Below are 23244 nucleotides of genomic sequence, written 5' to 3' on the forward strand. Positions count from 1 at the left end.
TGAGAAGCCTTAGTGCTTGAAGTGGCGGACGCCGGTGAACACCATTGCGATTCCGGCGTCATCCGCCGCCTTGATCACTTCATCGTCGCGGATCGAACCGCCGGGCTGGATCACGGCCGTGGCTCCGGCCTCGATGGCAACGAGCAAGCCATCGGCGAACGGGAAGAACGCGTCTGACGCGACCACCGATCCTTTGGTCATAGGCTCGGCGAGTTTCAGTTCGGCAGCAGCATCCTGCGCCTTACGTGCGGCAATTCGAGCGGAATCGACCCGGCTCATCTGGCCTGCACCGATACCGACGGTGGCAAGGTCTTTCGCGTAAATGATCGTGTTCGATTTGACATGCTTGGCCACACGGAATGCAAATTTGAGATCGCGCAATTCAGCTTCCGTCGGCTGCCGTTTGGTAACCGGCTTCAGGATCATGTCATCGACCACCGCGTTGTCACGGCTCTGCACCAGCAGGCCGCCGGCCACCGTCTTGTAGGTCAGGCCCGGCGCGCGGGGATCAGGCAGACTGCCTGCCAGCAGCAGGCGGATATTCCGTCGTTTGGCGATGACGGCGATTGCTTCTTCGGTGGCGTCCGGCGCGATGATCACCTCGGTCAGGATCTCGGTGATGGTCTGCGCGGTCTCCGCGTCCAGCGTGCGGTTCATGGCAATGATGCCGCCGAAGGCCGAAGTAGAATCGCAGGCCAGTGCCTTGCGATAGGCGTCGATCAGGTTGCTGCCTTCGGCCACGCCGCAGGGGTTGGCGTGCTTGACGATGACGCAGGCTGCGGTGCGCTTTGGATCGAACTCGGCGATGCATTCATAGGCCGCATCGGTGTCGTTGATATTGTTGTAGGACAGTTGCTTGCCCTGCACCTGCCGCGCCGAGGATACGCCGGGGCGCAGTTCGGGCGTGCGATAGAACGCAGCGGTCTGATGCGGGTTCTCGCCGTAACGCAACGCTTCGACGAGCTTGCCGCCAACAGCCCGGAAATCCGGCGCATCGATTTTCAACTGATCGGCAAACCAGTTCGAGATCGCGGCGTCATAGGCCGCAGTGCGGGCATAAGCCTTGGCTGCCAGACGGCGGCGCAGCGTTAGCGTGGTCGCGCCCTTGTTGGTGGCGAGTTCGTCGAGCACCGACTGATAGTCCGACGGCTCGACGACCACGGTGACGTCGTCGTGGTTCTTGGAGGCCGCGCGGATCATTGCCGGACCGCCGATATCGATATTCTCGATACAATCCTCATAGGAGGCGTTCTTCGCGACGGTCTCCTCGAACGGGTAGAGGTTCACGACGAGCAGATCGATCTGCGAAATTCCGTGATCCTTCATCGCCTTGGCGTGTTCGGCATTGTCGCGGATCGCGAGCAGGCCGCCATGAACCTTTGGATGCAGCGTCTTGACCCGGCCATCCATCATTTCCGGGAAGCCGGTGAGGTCGGACACATCGGAGACCTTCAGGCCCGCCGCAGCGATCGCCTTGGCGGTACCGCCGGTGGAGACGAGGTCGATGCCGTGAGCAGACAGCGCGCGAGCAAATTCGATCAGCCCGGACTTGTCGGAAACGGACAATAGAGCGCGAGTAACCTTGCGCGGATGGTCGGTCATGATGCGTATCCCGTGGGAGAAGGACGCCGCGTAGCATGGTTTCGCGGTGCAAGAAACTGCAAGGGCTTGCATGCCAGCAATTTCGTCGTGAAGGCCTGATTTACAACGGCAATTCCGGCTCGCGGCGGGCGTTGCGGCGGGCCGTGGTTTGCGACGGCGAGGAGGCCGAGCGGGCAAAACTCCAGCGGATGCTGGAGGTCTGCTGGGCGTTCTGGTGGATCACGATCTGGGCGGTTCGGCGCGGTCCGTCATTGCCGGCCAGGAACACGCTGTCCTCCAGCTCGACCTTGTCGTCCAGCGCCTCGAAGGTCCAGACGTCGCGGTTCGGCAATACCAGCATGACGCCTCGGGCGTCGCTGAGCCGGCTGGCCTTTACCGACGGGTGCAGATGGAAGCGTAAGGCGTAGTCGGTATTACTGCCTTTCAGCCGCGCGCCGGGCGCCGCCGCGACGATGTCCTCGCCCTCGAGTTTCGAGCCGTCCTCGGAGATCATCAGCACGCGCCGATGCGTGACACCGAAGCGTGGGTGATAGCCGTCATGCGCGGTGGTCAGGATGGTGCCGTTCGAGGTGATCTCGCGATAGCTCTCCACCACATGCGGGCCGTTGACGATCGGCGCGCCCTGCAGAAACTTCTTCATCGCGCTGCGTTCGACGAACTGGCACGACGAGGTGTTGTGATAGGTCATCGTCGAATGCGCGGGCGTGCCCCGCGCGAAAGCGCGCCAGTTGTCGCGACCCGTCGACGGCATGCCGCAATTGATGACGATGCGGCTCGGGCCGGACGACAGTTCGAACGACAACGTACCGGCATGGGCGTCGTGGCTCACACTGGACGGTGGTGGCGGGCCGGTGTCGATGATCACGGTCATCTGACCGGCCTCGAGACGCTGGAAGCCGGTATGCGGCATATGCGCCATCGGCACGCCGTGCGTGTCGTCATAGGCCAGCAGCGTCGCCAGCAGATGCGATGGCGCATTGCTCATACCGTTGAACAGTGCGAACGAGCCGTCGCCATGACGGAAGAATCGCAGCATCGGCATCATGCGATCGATCGCATTCAGTAGCGCCGGCGGTGGCGCGATGTTGCGGGCGGCAAAAGTCTGCCGCAGCGGCAGCAGATCGATCAGCAATTCGATCAGCGCGCCGGGATTGCGCGAGATATGTCCGCCATCGGGCAGGATCTGGCGCTGCAATTCGTCAGAGAGTTTGCGTGTGGCGGTACGGATGTGGCGCGCCTGATTGGCGAGACATAGCGAGGCGTAGCACAGCGCGATCAGTACCTGCAGCTTCGGTACGCCGTCGGGTGCATGCGACAGTGCGTAGCGTAGCGAGCGGATCTCGCGGCTGAGCGAGCGCAGATAGCGGCGATAGAATTTGCCGTCGGTATCGCCGAGTACCAGCGGCGCCTGCGATAGCAGCGAGATCACACGGCGGGCGATGACGTCGGCGCGGCGTCCGACCGGGCGCTTGCGCGACGTATTCGACATCCAGTCGTCGATCAGCGAGCGCGCATTGGCGCGGGTGATGGCGGTGTCGGCGGCGCGCAGATGCCTCAGCCAGCCAAAGCCGAGCAGCGAGACTTCCCAGTCTTCCGACGGCGGTTCCAGATCGAAGATCGAGCGGCCGTGACAGGTGACGATCTTGCCGGCGAAGACGAAGCGCCCGGCATAGATTTCGGCGGCGCGGGTGGCATCGGTGGTGCGCAGATCATGCGGCGCGATGATCAGGCGATCAGTGCGTCCGGGCCAGAGCCGGGCCAGCGCCGCCGATCCACCGGACGCGCGCGACATCGCGCTCCGCGCGAAGCGGCCGAGGATCAGCCCCGAGATACGTCTGCGATGTGCGACCACGCGCGCCTTGAACTGGAAGAGAAAGGGTTGTTGCGAATCCTTTTAGCCGGAAACGCGATCCGCACACAGTACAAGGAAGCCCCCTGTGGAAGCCTCGCGAATCGGGAGATTACTCTGTGAATATCAGGATTTAATGAGTCGCGCCGCATAGAAGCCGTCGAGCCCGCCGAGCCGAGGATCGGTATGGGGCAGATGGCTCGGCAAAGTGCGCAGATCGCCCTCGGGGGTGACGATCTCGGCCAGGCCGGCAACTTCACTGGCGTCGGCGGGGGCGCGGCGCATGCTGGAATCCTTGGCCAGCAGGTCGGCGATGGCTTGTTCGCCTTCTTCAGGCTCCAGCGAACAGGTGCAATAGACCAGGGTTCCGCCGGGCTTCAGGATGGAAGCCGCCTTCTGCAGCAGGCGTCGTTGCAGCGCCGTCAGCATGACGATGTCGGAGTCCTGTTTCAGCCAGGCGACGTCGGGGTGCCGCCGGATCGTGCCGGTGGAGGAGCAGGGCGCATCCAGTAACACGCCGTCAAAACCCTCGCCGGGATATTCGGTGCCGTCGACGACGACGGTTTCGGCCTCAAGCGACAGCCGCGCCAGATTTTCGCGCAGCCGCGCCACACGGTTCGGCGAGCGGTCGATAGCAGTGACCTGAGCGCCGCCCTGGACCAATTGCGCAGTCTTGCCGCCCGGCGCGGCGCAGAGATCGACGATGCGTTTGCCCTTGAGGTCGCCGAACAGTCGTGCCGGCAGTGCCGCCGCGGCGTCCTGTACCCACCACTGGCCGTCATCGAAGCCCGGCAACATGGTCACCGAGCCCTGAAGCAGGGTTCGGACGGAGCCTGTGGGGAGTACCTCGCCATGCAGGCGCATGGCCCAGGCATCGGCTTCGGATTTGACGGTGAGATCGAGTGACGGCTCATAGCTCAGCGCCACGGCCATTTCCTTCGCGGCCGTCTCGCCGTAATGCGTCGTCCAGCGCGCCATCAGCCATGGCGGGATGTCGAGAGTCTGGGCGGCCACTTCGTCGATCAGCGGCTGACCTTCTCGCGCGCAGCGCCGCAATACGGCATTGACCAGCCCTGCATATTTCGCGGCCTTACGGTCGGATTGCACCATGCGGACCGACAGGTCGACGGCAGCGTGATCCGGCACGTCCATCCAGAGGATCTGGGCAGCGCCGATCAGGAGCGCACTTTGCGCACGCGGGGCATCGGTGGGAACACCACGGTCGAGCAGGCGGGAGAGAATATGCCCGAGCGTGCCGAGTCTGCGCAGGATCGTCGCAACCAGACGTCGCATCAGCGCGCGGTCGCGGTCGGACAGCGTTTTCAGGCCGGGATGGGCCGCGGCGCCTTCGAGCTGGTCGTCGAGGGTCCGATGCTTGTGCAAGACGCCGTCGAGAATATCCGCCGCAATCCGTCGCGCGGCGAGGCCGGGGACCTCGGTTGGCGGTGCGTATCTTACTTGCGACATGCGAAAACATCACGACGGAGGGCGGGCAATGGCGCGGGCAGGCTCAGCATGCGGCCATTGGATGGGAGCGATTCTGTCGCATGCGAATATGCCAAATGTAAGAATCGCCCTTATATGCTCACAGTCGAACGGCAACTGTTCGACATTGATTTATGTAACGCGTGCCGCCCTTGCCGGTTCAGCAGGAAACCTGAGATGAACGACATTCCTTCCGAGTCCGCAACGTCTTTGCCGGAGCCTGAGCCGGCACCGAAGAAAGTTTTGACGCCCGCCGCGCAGCGCGCGCTGGCCGAGGCAGAAGAACGTCGGGCTGCAGCTGCAGCAGCACATACTGCGGCGAAAGCGAAAGAGTTCCAGGGACCTGAAGGCCCGGAGCCCACGCGTTTTGGCGACTGGGAACGTAAGGGCATTGCGTCCGACTTCTAACTCTTCGGATCACTGGGCCAGATTCTTCTGGCTGGTTGTTTCGACTCACATTATCGCAGGACGATGACCCCAGCATCGCGCATTCACCGTGCGTCGCCGTGGCGATCCCGCATGTCCGCGGCGATGCCGTGGGTATTCGTGCTCGGCCTGGCCGCCGGCACCATGCTGCCGGTGAAGCGCTGGCTGCCGTTCCTGCCCGGCGCGGATCAGACCGAGGCGGCCCGCGATTCCGAGGCGATCGTCAGGCGCGCCGGCAATGCTGAGGCGCGCTACTCGATCGAGATGCGCTATGCCATCGACGGCGATACTTTTGGCGCGCGCGTGCATCTTGGGTCGGGTGAAGACGTCAGCGTGCGCATTCGTTTGCGTGGCATCGATGCGCCGGAGCTGAAGGGGCAATGCGCGCGCGAGATTCAGAAAGCAGAAACCGCGACGGCCGCACTGACCAAGTTGCTCCGCGAGGGAAGTCTCACGATCTACAATATCGGGCCTGACAAATATCCCGGCCGCGTGGTCGCCGATGTCGCGACCAGGCAAACGCCCAACGTGTCTGCAGCGATGCTCAACGCAGGGCACGCGCGCCCGTATGGTGGCGGTCATCGCAACGGCTGGTGCGATAGCCGATGAGATCAGCAAAACAAAAAGCCGCGCATCATGCGCGGCTTTTCAGAATAGCTAAGCTGCCAGCGATCAGCGCTGGGTGACGATCACCGGCGTGCCGACCGAGACGCGCGAATAGAGGTCGGTGATGTCTTCGTTGTACATGCGGACGCAACCGTAAGAGACATAGCCGCCGATCGAATTGGGGCGGTTGGTGCCGTGGATGGCATATTCGCCGCCGGCGAGGGTCATCGCAGCAACGCCCATCGGATTAGCTGGCGAACCGCCCGCAATCACATCGGGGATATTCGGATTGTCACGCTTGACGTCGGCGGGCGGAGCCCAGGCCGGCTGGCGGTACTTGCCGTCGATCTTGGTGGCGCCGGCCCACTGTTTGCCGGGCTTGCCGACACCGACGGGATAGCGCACGGCCTGACCCTGTTCGAGCACGAGATACAGCTTACGCTCATTGGTCTTCACGACGATGGTGCCGGGGGCATAGTCGCCGTGGAAGCCGACCACATTGGGCGCTGCCTGCGCGGTGGGGGACATCAGGGCGCCAACGACAACGGTGGCTGCCAGCGCACTAGCAATCTTAAAGGACATCGATCTCTCCAGTTCGGCCCGGTCGGTAGCGGCCGACGAGGTCGTGCCGCCTCTCAAGGCGACGAAAACAATTGCACACGGGAAATTCTCAACCAGTCGCGTAAACAACTGGTCTCTGCCGGCGCGGGGGAGTGCGCCAACGAGCGCCTAAAGAGGAAATCCGCTGAACAAAGTAAATGCCCGGAAAACAACACTCGCTCTAAATTGGCCGGGGGTGGCCATCCGGCCCTGACAATCACGTGAGGGCAGCCAGATGCGATGCGTTGGAGGTCACTAGGCCAGCGTAAACGCCTCATGGACGGCGGATTGTACCGCGCCGCCGAGGACAGCGCCGCCACCGGCCACATAGATCCAGTCACCAATAACTGTGGCGCCGACCGCATGGCGCGGGGTCAGCATCGGCGCGTGGCTCTGCCAGGTGTCGGAGGCCGGATCGTAGCTTTCCATCTGTCCGTACACCTTGCCCTGGGTGAGCTGGCCGTTCTGCACCACGCCGGATTCGCCGCCCATGGCAAACAGCCGGTCGCGATACACGACAAGGCCATGGCCCGAACGGGTCGTCGGCAGTGCGGCGCGCAGCTCCCATGTGTCGCGCTCGGGCAGATACACATGGTGCAGATCGGTATTGTACTCGAACGTATTGAAACGCCCGCCGATCACATGGATCACGCCGCGCGTGGCGACGCAGCCGACATGGTCGCGCGCACCGGGCAGTGCCTTGCGGGTCTCCCATTTGTCGGTCTTGGGATCATAGACTTCGTGCCAACTGACACTGGCGCGCTCTGCCGCAGGTTCCGACGCGCCGCCGATCAGATGGATTTTGCCGTTCAGCGCAACGGCAGCGCCGGCACCGCGTGGTCGCGGCAAGGGCGCGATCGTATCCCAGCGATTGGCAGCGACATCATAGGCATAGGCGTTCTGGTCCGAGCCGCGGTTCTGCTGCATGAAACCGCCGAGCGCATAGACGCGTCCGGCATCGGCAGCGACCGAGACATGGTTGGCGCCGCGCGGCAGGGGCGCCGCGTCGAGCCACTGATCTGAAGCGGGATCGTAGACATGGTGATAGGGGCGGTCGACACGGCCTTCGCCGTAGCCGCCTACGATATGCATACGATCGGCCCATGATGTCGCCCAGGCCATCTCGCTGCGCGGCAACGGCAGTGCCGCACGCGATATCCACTTTCCTTGCGGCCCTTTCGGCGCCGGACTCTCTGTGACGCGCTGCGCCTCCTGCTCGGGCGTCATGTGATGCGGTACGCCGCCTTGCAATTTGGCGTAGGGCTCTTTCGACGATGGTGCCGCAGGCAATGCGGGATGACCGGCATGTTGCGCACGGGCGGAGGCTCCGCCCGCAACAACTGCAGCACTTCCCAACACGAATGACCGACGATCCACCACATCACTCCGTGTTTGCCGACAGATTGGGCGAGCGGTTACGCCCCCGGCTTCTTGTTCTGCCGATGCTCGACGAGGTCGGTGACCACGGCGGGATCGGCCAGTGTCGATGTATCACCCAGAGATGACGGTTCGTCTTCGGCGATCTTGCGCAGGATGCGACGCATGATCTTGCCGGAGCGGGTCTTTGGTAGACCCGGGGCGAACTGGATCAGGTCAGGCGAGGCGATCGGGCCGATGTCCTTGCGGACCCAGGCCACCAGCTCCTTGCGGAGCTCTTCAGTCGGCTCGACCCCGTTCATCAGCGTGACGTAAGCGTAGATGCCCTGGCCCTTGATGTCGTGCGGATAGCCGACCACGGCGGCTTCCGACACTTTCTCATGTGCGACCAGCGACGATTCCACTTCCGCGGTGCCCATGCGGTGGCCGGAGACATTGATGACGTCGTCGACGCGGCCGGTGATCCAGTAATAGCCGTCGGCATCGCGGCGGCAGCCGTCGCCGGTGAAGTACTTGTTCTTGTAGGTCGAGAAATAGGTCTGTTCGAAACGGGCGTGATCGCCATAGACCGTCCGCATCTGGCCAGGCCATGACTTGGCGATGCAGAGATTGCCCGAGGTCTCGCCGTCGAGCACCTTGCCGTCGGCATCGACGATCTCGGGCACGACACCAAAGAACGGCCGCGTCGCCGAGCCGGGCTTGAGTTTCGTCGCGCCGGGCAGCGGCGTGATGAGAATGCCGCCGGTCTCGGTCTGCCACCAGGTATCGACGATCGGCGCACGCGCCTCGCCGACGATGTGATAGTACCACTCCCAGGCTTCCGGATTGATCGGCTCGCCGACCGAGCCGAGCAATCGCAGGCTCTTGCGCGAGGTTTTCTTCACCGGCTCGTCGCCGGCCTGCATCAGCGCGCGGATCGCAGTTGGCGCGGTGTAGAAGATGTTGACCTGATGCTTGTCGATGACTTCCCAGAAGCGCGACATCGACGGATAGTTCGGCACGCCTTCGAACATCAGCGTGGTCGCGCCGTTGGCCAGCGGCCCATAGAGAATGTAGCTGTGACCGGTCACCCAGCCGACGTCGGCGGTGCACCAGTAGATGTCACCCTCGTGATAGTCGAACACATATTGATGCGTCATCGACGCAAACAGCAGATAGCCGCCGGTGGTGTGCAGCACGCCCTTGGGCTGGCCGGTGGAGCCCGACGTATAAAGGATGAACAGCGGATCTTCCGCATTCATCGGCTCGCAGGGGCATTCGGTGGTGACGACTTCGGCGGCTTCGCGGTACCAGAAGTCACGGGCCGGATCCATGTTCACCGGTGTGCCGGTGTGCTTGACCACGACGACCCAGTCGACGCCGCCGGCTTTCGCGACGGCCGCATCGACATTGTTCTTTAGCGGCACTTTCTTGCCGCCGCGCAGGCCTTCATCGGCGGTGATGATGATCTTCGACTGGCAGTCAGTGATGCGCTGCGCCAGCGAGTCCGGCGAGAAGCCGGCGAAGACCACCGAATGGACCGCGCCGATGCGCGCGCAGGCCAGCATCGCGTAGGCGGCTTCCGGAATCATCGGCAGATAGATGGTGACGCGGTCGCCTTTGCCGACATTGCGGTTGCGCAACACGTTGGCCATCTTGCAGACTTCGTCGTGCAGTTCCTGATAGCTGATGTGCTTCGACTGCGAGGGGTCGTCGCCTTCCCAGATGATCGCGGTCTGGTTGGCGCGCTTCGGTAGATGGCGGTCGATGCAATTATAGGCGGCGTTCAATACGCCATCCTCGAACCACTTGATCGAGATCTTGCCTGGGGCAAAGGACGTGTTTTCGATCTTGGTGGGGGCGTGGCTCCAGTTGAGGCGCTTGGCCTGCTCGGCCCAGAAGCCGTTGGAATCGCTGATCGAGCGCGCATACATCTCGTTGTATTTTGCGTCATCGACGAAGGCGCGCGTCGTCCACTCAGCCGGTACGTCGTAAATCTTGTCGGACATCGTCCCCTCCACCACCGTGCGACCGCTGCGCGAATTCGCCGCCAGCCGGTTCTCGTTGCGCGCAATATGCGCCGGCGCGAGATAGCTGGACAAGCGGGGCCGGACTAGGCCTTTGGTCGGTCCGCAAGGTCGCAGCCCCAATCACGTTCGCGTTTTGACGGCCTGGAAACTTCATCATAAAGCCAATTCAGGCGCCAAACGGTAACCAGTAACCGAAATTGCGTACCTGTGGACTCGCAATAGTTGCGGGAAGCCCCTAAATCGCCCTCGCAGGGACGGCCAAGCGGCCCGGAACTAAAAATCAATAAACGGCATTAGCAGAGACACAGGGCCGACGAGGCAGATAACACTATGATGGAACAGCAGAATTTCGCGCCTTCCCGGGCCGTTTCCGCCCGTTCCGTCGCGCGGCCAGCCCGTATGGCCAAGCCAAGCCCCGCGAGTGTGGAGGTTTTGGCCCGTGAAATGGGCCTGAAGCTCGGAGATCAGTCTGAGCTGACCATCCGCCGGCTCAAGCGCGGAAAATCTTATTCCTTCGTCAGGGCCAACGGCACCCCGATCAAGCATATCGGGACGATCAAGCGGCTGAACTCCATGGCAGTGCCCCCGGCCTATGCCGAGGTCCGCTATGCCGCTGATCCTACGTCGCATTTGCAGGCCGTAGGCCGCGACGCGGCCGGCCGCCTGCAATACCGCTATCACTCGGATTGGGAGAAGGTCCGCGAGCAACGCAAGGCGCATCGGCTGGCGAAGCTGGTGGCGGCACTGCCGAAGATCCGCCGCAACGTCTCGGCGCTTCTGGCAGGCGACGAGCCGACGCGTGAGTTCGCGCTCGCCGCTGTCATCGAACTCGTCACGCGCACCGCGATCCGTGCCGGCAATGAGAGCTATATGAAGCTGTCGGGCACCCGCGGCGCTACAACGCTGATGAAGTCGAACGTGCAGCTCGAAGACGATTGCATCGTGCTCACCTTCAAGGCCAAGGGCGGCAAGGCAGTGCGCAAGGAGTCCAATGCGTCGAAGCTCGTCCGCGCGATTGGTATCCTGCACGACGTGCCGGGCAAACGCCTGTTCCAGTATCGCGACAATGCTGGCCGCATTCACAAGGTCAACACGGCAGCAGTGAACGCCTTCCTGCGCGATATCGCCGGCATCAAGATTTCACTGAAGGATTTCCGCACTCTGATGGCGTCGGCGACGGTGGCTGAAACCCTGTCACGGATAGAGCCGGCAGCCAGTGAGCGCGGACGCAGGAAGCAGGTGCTCGAAGCCGTGCGGTCGGCGGCGGACGAATTGCAGAACACGGCGGCGATCTGCCGCAAGAGCTATGTGCACGATACCATCGTCACCGCCTTCGAGGACGGCGTCCTCGCGCGCATCGCCGCGACGCAAACGGGCTATCGCTCGCAATCGAAGCGCGAGCAGCTTCTGGCGCAGGTGGTGGCTGAGGCGGGGTAGTTAGGCCAGCGTCCACACCGCCGTGTTCTTGATCTCTGCATCTTCGAGATCGCGCGTCACGGGCACTCTGTATTCCGCGAGCTTGCGCAATTTGTCTTTCGGCAGATAGCTGCGGCCGGGGTCGCCGATCAGGACCGTTGCACCGCGCGCCGCTTGCTCTGAAAGAAATGCAAAGGCGCGCTCTGCGGTGTCGCGTTCATAGAAAATATCGCCTGCCAGAATCGTTTGTGCGGGCGGGACAGATGAGCCGCCGAGCAGATCGTCACCGCGAGCATTGATCGTAACGCCATTTTCAGCTGCGTTCAGCGCAATGGCCGTGCGCGCAAAGGCGTCGATGTCATAGGCGAAGACGCTCCTTGCCCCGGCTTTCATCGCGGCGATAGCCACCAGCCCCGATCCTGTTGCGAAATCGATGATGGTCTTTTCAGCAACATGCCCGGGATGATCGATAACAAAGCGCGCCAGTGCCTGTCCGCCGGCCCAGGCGAAGGCCCAGAACGGTGGCGGCAGTCCGGCTTCGCCGAGTTCTTCCTCAGTCTTGCTCCACAGCGGTACGGCCTCGTCGGCTGTGTGCAGCACAATGTTCGGCACCAGTGGCACCGGTCGCAGGCGCGTATTGGCGCGGATGAAAGCTACGGGATCAGTGATTGCAAGATTGGCCGCGCCGTCGGCGCTCACAATCCGCCCATTTTGCAGACGAGCATCCACTCCTCCGCGGTCACCGGCTGCACCGAGAGCCGCGACAGTTTCAGCAACGCCATCTCGGCGAGTTTCTTCTCGGCCTTCACGGCAAAGAGTGTCACCGGTGTCTTCAAAGGCTTGTCGGCGGCGATATCGACGCAGACGAACTTGCCGGATTCATCGGTCGGATCGGGATAGTGCTCTTTCACGATCTCGACGATCCCAACGACTTCCTTGCCTTCGTTGGAATGATAGAAGAAGGCGCGATCGCCTTTCTTCATGGCCATCATGTTGAGCTTGGCGCTGTGGTTGCGCACGCCGGTCCAGGCTTCACCCTTCTTGCCCTTCGCGACCTGTTGATCCCATGACCATACAGATGGCTCCGATTTCACCAGCCAGTATTTCATTACGTCTCTAACCTTCTGCCTTGAACGGCCGCGTCAGCAGGCCATCGATTGCCTGATCGATGGTTGCCTGGCCAGCCAGAATTGCCGCCACGGCTCTTGCCACCGGCATATCGACGCCCTTCGACGTCGCAAGTTCGATCAGCACCGGCGCCGTGAACTCACCTTCGGCAAGTTTGCCGCGCGCCGGCTGCTCGCCGCGGCCGAGTGCCACGCCGAGTGAAAAATTGCGCGACTGCGCGCTCGAACAGCTCAGGATCAGGTCGCCCAATCCTGACAGGCCCGATAGCGTCTCGGCTCGTGCGCCGCAAGCGAGACCAAGCCGCAGCAGTTCACTGAAGCCGCGTGTTGTCAGCGCCGCAAGCGCGGAGGCGCCGAGCTGTTTGCCCGCGACAATGCCGGCAGCTATAGCCAGCACGTTTTTCGCCGCGCCGCCGATCTCGACGCCGCGCACATCGGTGGAGTGATACGGACGGAACGTCGCCGAACCCAAGGCCTGCACGAGTGCGACAGCGACATCCTCGTCGGCGCAAGCGAGCGTCACGGCCGTGGGCAAGCCAGCTGCGACATCGTCAGCGAAATTCGGTCCCGACAGAATGGCAGGAATCGCATGCGGTGCGACGTCGGCGATGACTTCCGTCATGAATTTGTGGCTGCCGCGCTCGATGCCCTTGGCGCAGGCGACCACCGGAACGCCTGCCGGCAATAGCGGCGCGAGCGCCGTCAATGCCTCGCGCAACTGTTGCGACGGGACGGCGAGCAGAATGATATCGGCGCGCGCTGCCAGCGAAAGATCGGCGGTGACGAAGACAGAGTCATCGATGGCAGCGCCGGGCAGTCGCGGATTGGCGCGCGACACCTGCATCAGTTCGGCGGCTGCAGTCGAGCGTGCATAAAGCACGGTTTCGCGGCCGGCGCGCGCCGCGACATCGGCCAGCGCCGTGCCGTAAGCACCAGCGCCGATCACCGCCACAGAGTTGAAGTCGGCCATGATGTTCCCGTCAGTAAGCCGCGCGGGATTTGGAATGGCCTGCCGGCGCCTTGGCATCGGCGTCGAGCAACCAGCGCGCGCGGGGCGGTGCTTCCATCGTGTCGGTGAGTCCTAACGCTAGACGTTCCGCGCCGGCCCAGGCGATCATCGCGCCGTTGTCGGTGCACAGTGCCGGCGGCGGGATGATCAGCGTGGTCTGCGCTTTTGCGGCGACGGCCTGCAGCGCGCCGCGGATCGCCTGGTTGGAGGCGACACCGCCGGCTGCGACCAGCGCATGCGGCGGGCCGAATTGCGCTTCGAACAGTTTGAGGCCGACGCTCAACCGATCTGCCGTCGATTCCAGCGCGGCCGCCTGGAAGCTGGCGCAGAGATCGGCGATGTCCTGCTCTTCCAGCGGGATCAGCCGACTGGCCTCGTTGCGTACCGCAGTTTTGAGACCGGAGAGCGAAAAATTCGCATCGGGCCGGCCAAGCATCGGCCGCGGAAACGCAAAGCGCTTGGGATCGCCACCGGCAGCGGCCCGCTCCACTTGCGGACCGCCGGGATAGGGCAGGCCGAGCATCTTGGCGACCTTGTCGAAGGCTTCGCCCATGGCGTCATCGACGGTGGTGCCGAGCCGGACATAGTGGCCGACGCCGAGCACCGCCACGATCTGAGTATGACCGCCGGAAACGAGAAACAGGCAATACGGAAACGCCAAGGAAGTGGTCAGCCGCGGCGTCAGCGCATGGGCTTCGAGATGGTTCACGGCCACCAGCGGGGTGTCATGCACCATGGCTATGGCTTTTGCGGTGGTGAGACCAACAATGACGCCGCCAATCAGGCCGGGTCCGGCGGCTGCGGCCACACCGCTCAGTTGCGCAAAATTGACGTCGGCATCCTTCATCGCGCGGCCGACGATGCCGTCGAGCAAGTCGATATGGGCGCGCGCGGCGATCTCCGGCACCACGCCGCCATAGGGCGCATGGTCGCTGATCTGCGAATGGACGATATTGGACAGGATCTTGCCGCTGCCGTCGGGCTGGCGTTCGATAACGGCGGCCGCGGTCTCATCGCAGGTCGTCTCGATTCCCAGCACCAGCATCGGTTGGTCGGTGGTCACTATCGGTCCTTGCTAAATCAGCCAAATCCGGGCTTTTCCTGTCCCCGGCGTAGCATTGCGGGGTCGCAAGGTGCAATCACTCGATGCCCTGCGTGGCATGCGAGACCCCCGAAACCGGACCTCAGATATGGCTATTCTCGTCACTCGCCCGCAGCCGGACACTACCAGCACCGCCGCCGCCTTGCGCGCGCGGGGCTTCGAGGTGCTGGCGGCGCCGATGCTGCGCTTCGAAAAGGTGATGCTGTCCATCGATACGGATGCAGATTTCGGCGCGGTGGTCGTGACGTCGGCCAATGCGCTACGCGCACTCGCCGATCAGCCGGTGCAAGCAACCCTGCTTCACCTGCCGCTGTTCGCGGTCGGTGACCGGACCGCAGAGGCCGCGCGCAATCTCGGCTTTGCCCAGGTCATGTCCGCCGAAGGTGATGCTGCGGCGCTGCGGGACCTGTTGACGGAGAGCAGCAAGAGCAAGCTGCTGAGCAAGACCCGCCCGCTCCTCTATCTGGCCGGCGCCGATCTGGCGCGGGATCTCGCTGGCGAACTCGGCGCGCGCGGTTTCACGGTGGTGACACAAACCACCTACCGGATGATGCCGGTAGCCGATCTGCCGGATGATGTTGCTGCGGCCTTCCTGGCCGGCAGAATCGAGGCCGTGCTGCATTATTCGCGGCGGAGCGCGCGGGCATTCTTCCAGGCGGTGGGCTTATCGGGCGTCGAGATCGCTGCCCTCGCAGTTCCACACTATTGCCTTTCAGCTGCGGTCGGCACGATTGCGCATGATGCCGGAGCCAGCCAGGTCGTGGTGGCGCAGACCCCGGACGAAAATGCCCTGTTCGCGGCGCTGGACCGTGCCATCGCGCCATTATCGCGTTAAGACTGCTGTGACCAAATCCCGGTAGGGATCGGGCATGTCACGAGGGAACCGACGCCATGGCCGACGATAATGAGACGGGATCGTCTCCGGATGCCGGTCGGCCCAAGCGGCCGCCGCCAACCATCGAATTGACGGCTGCCGAGGTCACCGAGCGTCCGGCTGCAGCGGAGCCTGCGGTACCGGAAACAGCATCGGAGTCCGTCGATACCGCACCGTCGGACATGCCGCCGTCCGAGCCCGCCGCGGAGGCTGCGGTTGAAAAGCAGGCGCCCATCTCGCCTGCGCGTGCACCTGTCCTGGTTCCCGCCGCCGTTGGCGCGGTTGCCGGTGCGCTTGTCGCCGGGATCGCATGGTTCGGCCTGAGCGGCATTGCTTCGAGTGACAAGGCAGATGTCGATGCGCTGACCTCTCGCATTGCGCAGATCGAAGCGCGCCCGGTCGCTGCGCCGGATACGGGGCTGGCAACGCGGATCGATACGCTCGAGAAATCCATCGCGGGATTGCGCGGCGATCTCACTGCCGCGAAGACACAATCGGATCGTGTCGTTGCCGACATCAATCAACTCAAATCCGCGCCGCGCACCGCGGCCGGTGTGGTCGATCTCGGGCCGATCAATGAGCGGCTCGGGCAGATCGAACGTGCAGCCGGCGAGTTGAAGTCTTCGGCCGCCCAACAGAATACCAAACCTGTCGATGACACGGTCTTGCGCCGTGTCGTTGCGGCATCACTGCTCGATACGTCGGTGCGTCAAGGTGAGCCCTTTGCGACGGCGCTTGCGGCGGTCAAACCGCTTGCCGGCAATGCCAATCAGCTGAAGCCGCTCGATGCGTTTGCAACGACGGGCGTACCAAACACAGTCGCGCTCAGCCGTGAACTGCTTGCAGTGTTACCGAAGCTCACACCCGCTCCGGCGGACGCGCCTGCGGTAGGCGCAGGTTTCATGGATCGTCTGCAGGCCGGCGCGGCCAAGCTGGTGCGCATCGAGCGCACCGATGCTGTCGGCGCAGGTAGCAACAGCGGCGCCGTGTCACGCGCGTCCGCGGCTGCGCGCAGCAACGATATCGCCACGGCCAGGCGTGAATTGCTGACGCTGTCGCCAGCGGATCGTGCCGTGGTTCAGCCCTGGCTCGATAGAGTCGATATGCGCGATGCAGCGCTGGCGGCTTCACGTCAATTCGCAGCCGACGCGATGGCGGCGCTTTCCAAACCAGCGCCATAGGAATCCGATGTTCCGCATTATTCTGTTTCTTGTGTTGATAGCACTTGCGGCCGCTGGCGCCGCCTGGGTCGCCGATCAGCCCGGCGATGTCGTGATATCCTGGGGCGTCTGGCGCGCTTCGCCGTCGGTGCCGGTGTTTGTGCTGGTGCTCGGCCTGACAATCGTCGCGGTGGTGTTCGCCTGGTCGCTCCTGCGTGGTTTGTGGGGCGCGCCGAAGCGAATGCGCCGTCGCCGACATGAAAAGCGTCAGGCGCGCGGGCGTCAGGCCATCACCCATGGTCTGCTGGCGATCGGGCAGGGCGATGGCCACGCCGCGCGGCGTCATGCCGATATCGCCAAACGTTTAACGGCTGACGATCCACTCGCTCTGTTGCTGCATGCCCAGTCCGCCCAGCTCGATGGCGATCGCGCCGGTGCGCATCGTGCGTTTCAGGCGATGGCCGAGCGTGGCGATACGCGATTGTTGGGTCTGCGTGGTCTGTTCATCGAGGCGCAGCGCAGCGACGATCCCGTCGCCGCCGTGACGATTGCCGAAGAAGCGTTGAAACTATCGCCGGCATCGACATGGGCGTCGCAAGCCGTTCTTGGCTTCCGCTGCGCGCAGAGCGATTGGACCGGCGCGCTGAAAATCCTCGACAACAATTTTGCCTCTGGTCTCATCGATCGCGCGGCGTTTCGTCGGCAGCGCGGCGTGCTGCTCACCGCGCGTGCGCTGGAGCTTGAGACACAAGATCGCGATCTATCCCGCGACAGCGTGACCGAGGCGATCAAGCTTGCGCCAACTTTGGTGCCAGCCGCCGTTCTCGCTAGCCGATTCCAGAGCGAGGCGCATCAGACTCGTCGGGCAATGAAGATCATCGAGACAGCGTGGCTGGCGCAGCCGCATCCGGATCTCGCCGACGCCTATGCCCATGTGAAGCTCGGCGATTCCGCGCGGCAGCGGCTGGTGCGTGTCGAGACGCTGGCGTCGAAAGCGCCAGGCCATATCGAAAGCGCGCTGGCGATTGCCCGAGCGGCCATCGATGCCGCCGAATTCACACGCGCCCGCGAAGCACTGGCGCCGTTTACGGCCGACTCCACCCAGCGCGTTGCGATGCTGATGGCGGAAATCGAACGTACCGAACATGGCGACAGCGGCCGTGCCCGCGCTTGGACATTGCGTGCCGTGCGCGCGTTGCATGATCCGGTCTGGACCGCCGACGGCTATGTGTCCGATCGCTGGCGGCCGGTATCGCCGGTCACCGGACGGATCGATGCGTTCCAGTGGCAGACGCCGTTGGCCGCGCTGCCGTCGGACAGAGCCTCGACGATTGAGACCGAGATTTTGCGCGAAACCGTGCTGGCTCCGCCGCCCGCGATGCCAAAACCCGTGGTGCCCGTGCCGGTCGAAGTCACACCCTCCGCGCCGGCTCAGGACCTCGCGGTGGAACCTGAAGTACCAGCACAGCCCGAGCCGGCGGCCGATGCCGCGCCCGAGCCCGCCGAAGCGCCGCCGCCGCTCCCGAAACCGGCCTCCGCGCCGCCACCGCTGTTCCGCGACCGCAGCGATATCGCCAGCGCCGTGAAGCCCGCGGTGGCTATTCCGGCCGTCATTCCCATCGTCAGGCCCCCGGACGATCCGGGCGTGGACGAGGCGGACGATTATCGCGATGAATTCGCCGAGCTGAATGCAGGCCAGCAACAGGGCGGTTGGCGCGGGTTTCTACGGCGCTGGGGCGGATAGCAGCCCCGATTCAGGCCCAAATGGCCGGTTTCAGTGGGTGGTTGGTCGCGCTTTTCGGTCGCCAGATTCGCCGCCGCTTCTTGCAAAGCAACGCCCCGGGCGATATCAGATGCCCCAGCGTTTTCGGCCGAAAAGCCGAATCGCCGCTTGGTTCGCCGCAATAGCTCAGTTGGTAGAGCACGTCATTCGTAATGACGGGGTCACAGGTTCGAGTCCTGTTTGCGGCACCAATTGCGCTCCGGCGCGATCCGTTTCAGTCGCAACAGTCAGTCGCAGCTTTGGTGCCTTACGCCGCGGTGGCAGGCATTTCCAGGTCGGCCCAGATCTTGGCGAAATAGGCCTGGAAGGCAGCGTCGGTGCGCAGCGCTACGGGATCGCGGCCTGCTTTGGGCAGATCGATGACATGCAGCGCCCGCACGGTCGCCGGGCGTGCGCTGAGCACCAGAACGCGGTCGGCCATGGCGATGGCTTCGCCGATGTCATGGGTGACCAGAATGGCGCTCTTGCCGTTTTCGGCGATGATGCGTGATACGTCAGCCTGCAGCAGCAGCCGGGTCTGGAAATCCAGCGCCGAGAACGGCTCATCCAGCAGGATCACCTGCGGATCGAATGCCAGCGTGCGCATGATGGCCACGCGCTGGCGCATGCCGCCTGACAAGGTTGCGGGCTTGGCGTTCTCGAAACCGGCGAGGCCGTAGGCGCGGATCAATTTCATGGCGATGTCGCGCGAGGTCTGCCGCGGTGCGCCGCGTACCTCCAGACCGAGCATCACATTGTCGATGACGGAACGCCACGGCAGCAGCAGATCCTTCTGAAGCATGTAGCCGACATGTCCTGCGGCGTCGTCGACACGGATGCCTGCAACCTCCACATGGCCGCGCGTCGGCTTCAGCAAACCGGCAATGACATTGAACAATGTGGACTTGCCGCAGCCGGACGGGCCAACAATAGCCAGCGTCTCGCCCTGCCGCAGCTCGAAGCTGACATCGCGGATGGCTTCAACATACTGCTTGCCGCTTCCGAAGGATGCGCCGACCTGTTCGGCCTTGAGCACAGCGGATGTGGACGACGACGTGGCGATTGGTGTCATGGCGTTCATGCGTCCACCTCACTGCAGAAGCCGAGTAGCATGTTATTGAAAACGTCGGGTATCACGGCGGTGAAGGCATGGGCGCCCCATTCCACTTCGCGAACGCGCGCGCCCGGAATGGCGGCAGCCAGTTGTTGCGAGAGATAGGCCGGCACCAGACTGTCGTCCCGCGATGAGGCCAGCAGTGTGGGCGTTGCAATGGTCGCGAGAGCGTCGCCGGGGTCGAAGGCGAGAAACATGTCGATCCGCGCATTCATCGTCGCCGCTGTCGGGAAGTGCGCGAGGATGCGCTCTTCTTCCGCGTCGAGCTGCGCGGCATTGTCGGAAATCCATCGCGGCGGATAGAGAAACAGTGGCTGCGCACGCACATAGGCTTTCGGGCCGGACTGATTCAGTATCTGTTTGCGGACTTCGAAGCAGCGCCGCAGGAACGGATCGGCGCGACCCCAGCCGTTCACCACCACCAGGCTGCGCAAGCGCGCGGGGTCGCGCAGGGCAAGTTCAATTCCGACGATGCCGCCGATGGCATGGCCCACCACATGTGCATTGCTGACACCGGCATGGTCGAGCACATGCGTGATGTCATCGGCCATGCCGACAATCGATCGCGATGGCGCACTGTTCGCAGCGCTACGGCCGGTGCCGACGTGGTCGTAGAGGATGACCTGGTGGCGCTGCGCGAGTGCTGCGACCTGCGGCGCCCAGAACGATCCGCTGCCGCCCATGCCGGCAGACATGAGGATCGCCGTTCCGTGTCCATGAGTTTCGTAATAGATGTCGGCGTCACCGCCGCTTGCATAGGGCATGGGTTGTCTTGCGGGTTCGAGCGATGGAAAGTCAGAAGCGCAGGCGGCGTTCGAGAATGTCGATCGCGCCGTACATCAGTAGCGCCACGGCCATGAGCGCGGCGATGCCGACCCAGACGGCGTTCAAATCGTAGAGCACGCCGGCATAATAGATCATGTAGCCGAGGCCCTCTTTCGAGGCGATGTATTCGCCGACGACTGCGCCGATCAGCGCGAAGCCGACATTGAGACGGAAGGCGGACACGATCCACGGCATGGCGCCCGGAATGACGACGGTTCGCCAGGTCTTCCATCGGCTGGCGCCGAGCGAGCGCATCAACTTGATCAGGTCGCTATCGACTTCCTTGGCGCCCTGTTGCGCGGTGATCACCGCGACGATGAAGGTGATGATGGCGGCGATGGCGATCTTCGACGAGATGCCGATTCCGAACCACACGATAATCAAGGGTGCGAGTGCGATCTTCGGCAAGCCGTTGAGCGCGATGAGATAGGGGCGCAGCACCGCCGCGCTGGTGGGAAACAGCCAGAGCAGCAGCCCGACGGCGCTGCCGGCAATAGTGCCGATCAGGAATCCGGCGATGGCTTCCCAGGCAGTCAGCGCAGCATCGCGCAGGAGTTCTCCGTTGGCGATCAGAATAGAGGCCTTGGCGAAGATGCCGCTTGGCCGTCCGTAGAGATAGACCGCGATCCATTTGAAGCTGATCGCAATTTCCCAGGCAGCAAGTAACAGAGCTAGCAGTGCCACTTGCAGCAGCGCGATCCGCAGGACCGGGGGCATCAGCCGCCGCGCGACATTGGCTTGGGTGGCTTCGATGGTCGTCACATCAAACTCGCTTGTGTGCGATCGACGCGATCTCGACGAGGCAATCCGGTTTCACCAGTCCGCACTGGATGCAGTAGCGAGCCGGCTTCTCGCCGGGGAAGTATTCGGCATAGACCTTATTGACGGCGCCGTAATTGGCCCAGTCGGTCACAAAGATGGAGTTGAAGGTGACATCGGCCATCGTGGCGCCTGCGGCAGTCAGCACGCTCTTGATCGTCTCAAGGATGTGCCGGGTCTGCGCCGCCGCATCGCCGACATGAACGACGTCGTTGTTCTTGTCGAAGGCCAGCGTGCCGGACACATAGATCACGCCGTCGGCCATCATGCCGGGCGAGTAAGGTGCGAGCGGCGGATGAGTGCCGGGCGGAATAATCGCGCGATCTGTCATGGGATCCTCAGGCTTTCGTGGAGGTTTCAGTCTGCGCGAATGCGCGGCGGAAATCGGCCGTGCTGGAAACCCAGCCGAAGAAGGTTTCGATGTTGAAGACAGCCGCCTTCTGGACGTAGTCGGGGCCGGCCTGATGCGTCGCGTCTTCGAGCATCACGCCGAAATATTCGAGATGGAAGCCGTCGCGCAGAGTCGATTCCACGCAAACATTGGTAGCAACTCCGCAGAAGACGAGATTGCGGATGCCGCGCGCGCGCAGGATGCTGTCGAACTGGCTGTTGAAGAAGCCGCTGTAGCGCGGCTTCGGTACCACGATGTCGCCGGGCTGCGGCTGGAGTTCATCGACGAGCGCGTAGTCCCAGCCACCCTTGGCGAGCAGGCTGCCTTGCAATTCCGGGCGCGCGCGCATGGTCTTGAGTGCGTTCGATTTGTGCCAGTTCGGGGAGCCCGGACCGCCGGCCTCGACATAGTCGGCGTCCCAGCCGTTCTGGAAATAGATCACAGTGACGCCGGCCTCGCGCGCGACCTCCAGCGTCTCCTTGACGGCCACGATCGCTGCCTTGGCGCCGGTCACGTCGAAGCCCGCGAGATCCAGATAGCCGTTCGGCGACGCGTAGGCGTTCTGCATGTCGACCACGATGACTGCGGTCTCCTCGACCGCGAGCCGCAACGGCTCGGGGCGTGCGGGCAAGGTGACGTAGCGCCGTTCAGGCGGAAAGCTGGTTGAGACCGACATCACGCCAATCCGAATTCTTTGGTCGCTTTCTCGGCGAAGCGATTGTCGACCATTTGTGCATAGGGAAGCGTCGTTGAGACTGCGCCGCCGCCTTGTTCCAGCAACATCGCGCGATCCCATTCCTCGGCGGAGATGGTGGGGTTTTTCGGGATAGCCGTCTTGCTGCCAAAGAAGTTCTTCGTCGCATTTCCGACCACCGACGGCGAGACTTTCGGAAAGTACTTCTCTGCGACCTCGGTGAAGACAGCATTGTTCTCGTGCATCATCTTCTGCGCCTCGGCGATGGCGTTACAGAAGCCTTGCACCGCCTCCGGGTTGGAGGCGATCACGTCTTCGGTGGCCATGGCCGTCGTGAAACACAGCGGACCAAGCAGATCGGCGAATGATAGCGACGGTACGAGGCCAAACTGTTCGGCGCCGATGCTGATATCCCATTCGAATGCGGTGGCGATGTCGGCACGGCCATCCTTGACGGCTGCGGCCTGGGCGCCCGGTGGCAATTCTAGGAAGGTGACGCCCGCTTCCTTGGGGTCGAACTTGCCGACCGTCTTCATCGCGTAAGTCGGGACCTGGATCGTCGAGGACGGAAATTTCAGCGTCGCGATGGTCTTGCCGCGGAGATCATCGATGGTGGTGATCTTGGTGTCCGGGCGGGTCATTCCCCACATCGATACGCCGCCGACGATCTTGGCGATATTCTTGAGCTTGCCGCCTTCACGCGTGGCGTTGACCGACATACCAGGGCTGGTGACGCCGATCTGGCCGCGGCCGGACAACAGGATCGGCACCGGCAGGGCGATGCCGCCCGCGGTCGACAGGTCGGTGTCGAGGCCATGTTTGGCGAACAGGCCCTTATCGGCGGCGACATAGAGCGAGGCATACATGCCGAGCCGGATGGCCTCGGACACCAGAACCTTGCGGCCGGCGGCAAAGGCCGGGCCTCCCAGGCCTGCGAACGGTGCCGTTGCGGCGCCGATGAGCGAATATTTGAGTAGGTTGCGCCTGTCGATCATGC

The 23244-nt window shown here is 63.4% G+C and carries 22 protein-coding genes and 1 tRNA gene; 7 read left to right on the forward strand and 16 right to left on the reverse strand.

The window, feature by feature from the left end:
• Positions 1-9 precede the first annotated feature (9 nt).
• The 3 genes from purH to CHC01_RS05690 form a co-directional block, all read right to left on the reverse strand.
• Positions 10-1602: a bifunctional phosphoribosylaminoimidazolecarboxamide formyltransferase/IMP cyclohydrolase gene (gene purH, locus CHC01_RS05680; protein ID WP_089263189.1), complete on the reverse strand. Its 1593-nt coding sequence runs from the start codon at positions 1600-1602 to the stop codon at positions 10-12.
• Positions 1603-1702: 100 nt separating this feature from the next.
• Positions 1703-3394 (reverse strand): heparinase II/III family protein, encoded by a 1692-nt coding sequence (locus tag CHC01_RS05685; RefSeq protein WP_089263676.1) that lies wholly within the window; start codon positions 3392-3394, stop codon positions 1703-1705.
• 183 nt (positions 3395-3577) lie between these two features.
• The gene (locus CHC01_RS05690; protein WP_089263191.1) at positions 3578-4918 is read right to left on the reverse strand and encodes an RsmB/NOP family class I SAM-dependent RNA methyltransferase; all 1341 of its coding nucleotides are present in this window, start codon (positions 4916-4918) and stop codon (positions 3578-3580) included.
• Between the two features lie 195 nt (positions 4919-5113).
• Between CHC01_RS05690 and CHC01_RS05695 the strand changes: the two genes are divergently transcribed.
• A complete protein-coding gene (locus tag CHC01_RS05695) occupies positions 5114-5344 on the forward strand; it encodes a DUF1674 domain-containing protein (RefSeq protein ID WP_115033144.1) in 231 nt (76 codons plus the stop codon).
• Positions 5345-5455: 111 nt separating this feature from the next.
• Entirely contained in the window at positions 5456-5971 is a 516-nt protein-coding gene (locus CHC01_RS05700) for a thermonuclease family protein (protein ID WP_244558217.1), read from the forward strand.
• Between the two features lie 63 nt (positions 5972-6034).
• Here CHC01_RS05700 and CHC01_RS05705 read toward each other — a convergent pair whose 3' ends face one another.
• The 3 genes from CHC01_RS05705 to acs form a co-directional block, all read right to left on the reverse strand.
• The gene (locus tag CHC01_RS05705) at positions 6035-6550 is read right to left on the reverse strand and encodes a L,D-transpeptidase (protein ID WP_089263194.1); all 516 of its coding nucleotides are present in this window, start codon (positions 6548-6550) and stop codon (positions 6035-6037) included.
• A gap of 273 nt (positions 6551-6823) precedes the next feature.
• The gene (locus CHC01_RS05710; RefSeq protein WP_089263678.1) at positions 6824-7945 is read right to left on the reverse strand and encodes a Kelch repeat-containing protein; all 1122 of its coding nucleotides are present in this window, start codon (positions 7943-7945) and stop codon (positions 6824-6826) included.
• A 38-nt stretch (positions 7946-7983) separates the two neighbouring features.
• The gene (gene acs, locus CHC01_RS05715) at positions 7984-9933 is read right to left on the reverse strand and encodes an acetate--CoA ligase (protein ID WP_176454517.1); all 1950 of its coding nucleotides are present in this window, start codon (positions 9931-9933) and stop codon (positions 7984-7986) included.
• Positions 9934-10284: 351 nt separating this feature from the next.
• On the opposite strand from acs, the gene CHC01_RS05720 reads away from it, so the two are divergent.
• Positions 10285-11391, forward strand: coding sequence for a DNA topoisomerase IB (locus tag CHC01_RS05720; RefSeq protein ID WP_089263196.1), 1107 nt, complete (start codon positions 10285-10287; stop codon positions 11389-11391).
• Here the strand turns inward: CHC01_RS05720 and CHC01_RS05725 are convergent, their stop codons facing one another.
• Genes CHC01_RS05725 through tsaD form a run of 4 tightly spaced genes read right to left on the reverse strand, consistent with a single transcriptional unit; the run spans position 11392 to position 14551 of the window.
• Complete coding sequence (locus CHC01_RS05725) at positions 11392-12069, reverse strand: class I SAM-dependent methyltransferase (RefSeq protein WP_244558218.1); 678 nt, start codon at positions 12067-12069, stop codon at positions 11392-11394. It lies immediately after the preceding gene.
• Positions 12066-12479, reverse strand: coding sequence for an EVE domain-containing protein (locus CHC01_RS05730; RefSeq protein ID WP_089263200.1), 414 nt, complete (start codon positions 12477-12479; stop codon positions 12066-12068). Before CHC01_RS05730 ends, CHC01_RS05725 begins: the two co-directional genes overlap by 4 nt.
• Positions 12480-12486: 7 nt before the next feature.
• Positions 12487-13467 carry an NAD(P)H-dependent glycerol-3-phosphate dehydrogenase gene (locus CHC01_RS05735; protein ID WP_089263202.1) on the reverse strand — a complete coding sequence of 327 codons (981 nt, stop codon included), beginning with the start codon at positions 13465-13467 and terminating at the stop codon, positions 12487-12489.
• Between the two features lie 10 nt (positions 13468-13477).
• A complete protein-coding gene (gene tsaD / locus CHC01_RS05740; protein ID WP_089263204.1) occupies positions 13478-14551 on the reverse strand; it encodes a tRNA (adenosine(37)-N6)-threonylcarbamoyltransferase complex transferase subunit TsaD in 1074 nt (357 codons plus the stop codon).
• 145 nt (positions 14552-14696) lie between these two features.
• Between tsaD and CHC01_RS05745 the strand changes: the two genes are divergently transcribed.
• The 4 genes from CHC01_RS05745 to CHC01_RS05760 all read left to right on the forward strand — a co-directional run bounded on the left by CHC01_RS05745 (position 14697) and on the right by CHC01_RS05760 (position 18616).
• Positions 14697-15443, forward strand: a complete 747-nt coding sequence (locus CHC01_RS05745) for a uroporphyrinogen-III synthase (protein ID WP_089263206.1) — start codon at positions 14697-14699, stop codon at positions 15441-15443.
• Positions 15444-15499: 56 nt separating this feature from the next.
• The gene (locus tag CHC01_RS05750) at positions 15500-16663 is read left to right on the forward strand and encodes a COG4223 family protein (RefSeq protein ID WP_089263208.1); all 1164 of its coding nucleotides are present in this window, start codon (positions 15500-15502) and stop codon (positions 16661-16663) included.
• A 7-nt stretch (positions 16664-16670) separates the two neighbouring features.
• On the forward strand, positions 16671-18386 hold the full coding sequence (locus CHC01_RS05755) for a heme biosynthesis protein HemY (protein ID WP_089263210.1): 1716 nt from the start codon (positions 16671-16673) through the stop codon (positions 18384-18386).
• 154 nt (positions 18387-18540) lie between these two features.
• A tRNA-Thr gene (locus CHC01_RS05760) sits at positions 18541-18616 on the forward strand.
• Between the two features lie 56 nt (positions 18617-18672).
• Here the strand turns inward: CHC01_RS05760 and CHC01_RS05765 are convergent.
• The 6 genes from CHC01_RS05765 to CHC01_RS05790 are packed head-to-tail and all read right to left on the reverse strand — an operon-like array spanning position 18673 to position 23242.
• Complete coding sequence (locus tag CHC01_RS05765) at positions 18673-19485, reverse strand: ABC transporter ATP-binding protein (protein WP_089263212.1); 813 nt, start codon at positions 19483-19485, stop codon at positions 18673-18675.
• Entirely contained in the window at positions 19482-20282 is an 801-nt protein-coding gene (gene rutD / locus CHC01_RS05770) for a pyrimidine utilization protein D (protein WP_089263214.1), read from the reverse strand. The genes CHC01_RS05765 and rutD overlap by 4 nt, the downstream gene beginning before the upstream one ends.
• A 31-nt stretch (positions 20283-20313) precedes the next feature.
• Entirely contained in the window at positions 20314-21105 is a 792-nt protein-coding gene (locus CHC01_RS05775; RefSeq protein WP_089263216.1) for an ABC transporter permease, read from the reverse strand.
• A 1-nt stretch (position 21106) separates the two neighbouring features.
• Positions 21107-21493, reverse strand: a complete 387-nt coding sequence (gene rutC / locus CHC01_RS05780) for a pyrimidine utilization protein C (protein ID WP_089263218.1) — start codon at positions 21491-21493, stop codon at positions 21107-21109.
• 7 nt (positions 21494-21500) lie between these two features.
• A complete protein-coding gene (gene rutB / locus CHC01_RS05785; protein WP_089263220.1) occupies positions 21501-22229 on the reverse strand; it encodes a pyrimidine utilization protein B in 729 nt (242 codons plus the stop codon).
• On the reverse strand, positions 22229-23242 hold the full coding sequence (locus tag CHC01_RS05790) for an ABC transporter substrate-binding protein (protein WP_089263222.1): 1014 nt from the start codon (positions 23240-23242) through the stop codon (positions 22229-22231). The genes rutB and CHC01_RS05790 overlap by 1 nt, the downstream gene beginning before the upstream one ends.
• Between the last annotated feature and the right edge of the window lie 2 nt (positions 23243-23244).

Source organism: Tardiphaga sp. OK246 (genome assembly GCF_900188215.1).
Classification (GTDB): Bacteria; Pseudomonadota; Alphaproteobacteria; order Rhizobiales; family Xanthobacteraceae; genus Tardiphaga; species Tardiphaga robiniae.

Excerpts from the sequence above, each read along its gene's own strand:
- purH (WP_089263189.1), bottom strand. The coding sequence starts at position 1,602 with ATGACCGACCATCCGCGCAAGGTTACTCGCGCTCTATTGTCCGTTTCC.
- CHC01_RS05685 (WP_089263676.1), bottom strand. The coding sequence starts at position 3,394 with ATGTCGCGCGCGTCCGGTGGATCGGCGGCGCTGGCCCGGCTCTGGCCC.
- CHC01_RS05690 (WP_089263191.1), bottom strand. The coding sequence starts at position 4,918 with ATGTCGCAAGTAAGATACGCACCGCCAACCGAGGTCCCCGGCCTCGCC.
- CHC01_RS05695 (WP_115033144.1), top strand. The coding sequence starts at position 5,114 with ATGAACGACATTCCTTCCGAGTCCGCAACGTCTTTGCCGGAGCCTGAG.
- CHC01_RS05700 (WP_244558217.1), top strand. The coding sequence starts at position 5,456 with ATGTCCGCGGCGATGCCGTGGGTATTCGTGCTCGGCCTGGCCGCCGGC.
- CHC01_RS05705 (WP_089263194.1), bottom strand. The coding sequence starts at position 6,550 with ATGTCCTTTAAGATTGCTAGTGCGCTGGCAGCCACCGTTGTCGTTGGC.
- acs (WP_176454517.1), bottom strand. The coding sequence starts at position 9,933 with ATGTCCGACAAGATTTACGACGTACCGGCTGAGTGGACGACGCGCGCC.
- CHC01_RS05720 (WP_089263196.1), top strand. The coding sequence starts at position 10,285 with ATGATGGAACAGCAGAATTTCGCGCCTTCCCGGGCCGTTTCCGCCCGT.
- CHC01_RS05730 (WP_089263200.1), bottom strand. The coding sequence starts at position 12,479 with ATGAAATACTGGCTGGTGAAATCGGAGCCATCTGTATGGTCATGGGAT.
- CHC01_RS05735 (WP_089263202.1), bottom strand. The coding sequence starts at position 13,467 with ATGGCCGACTTCAACTCTGTGGCGGTGATCGGCGCTGGTGCTTACGGC.
- tsaD (WP_089263204.1), bottom strand. The coding sequence starts at position 14,551 with ATGCTGGTGCTGGGAATCGAGACGACCTGCGATGAGACCGCGGCCGCC.
- CHC01_RS05745 (WP_089263206.1), top strand. The coding sequence starts at position 14,697 with ATGGCTATTCTCGTCACTCGCCCGCAGCCGGACACTACCAGCACCGCC.
- CHC01_RS05750 (WP_089263208.1), top strand. The coding sequence starts at position 15,500 with ATGGCCGACGATAATGAGACGGGATCGTCTCCGGATGCCGGTCGGCCC.
- CHC01_RS05755 (WP_089263210.1), top strand. The coding sequence starts at position 16,671 with ATGTTCCGCATTATTCTGTTTCTTGTGTTGATAGCACTTGCGGCCGCT.
- CHC01_RS05765 (WP_089263212.1), bottom strand. The coding sequence starts at position 19,485 with ATGAACGCCATGACACCAATCGCCACGTCGTCGTCCACATCCGCTGTG.
- rutD (WP_089263214.1), bottom strand. The coding sequence starts at position 20,282 with ATGCCCTATGCAAGCGGCGGTGACGCCGACATCTATTACGAAACTCAT.
- rutC (WP_089263218.1), bottom strand. The coding sequence starts at position 21,493 with ATGACAGATCGCGCGATTATTCCGCCCGGCACTCATCCGCCGCTCGCA.
- rutB (WP_089263220.1), bottom strand. The coding sequence starts at position 22,229 with ATGTCGGTCTCAACCAGCTTTCCGCCTGAACGGCGCTACGTCACCTTG.
- CHC01_RS05790 (WP_089263222.1), bottom strand. The coding sequence starts at position 23,242 with ATGATCGACAGGCGCAACCTACTCAAATATTCGCTCATCGGCGCCGCA.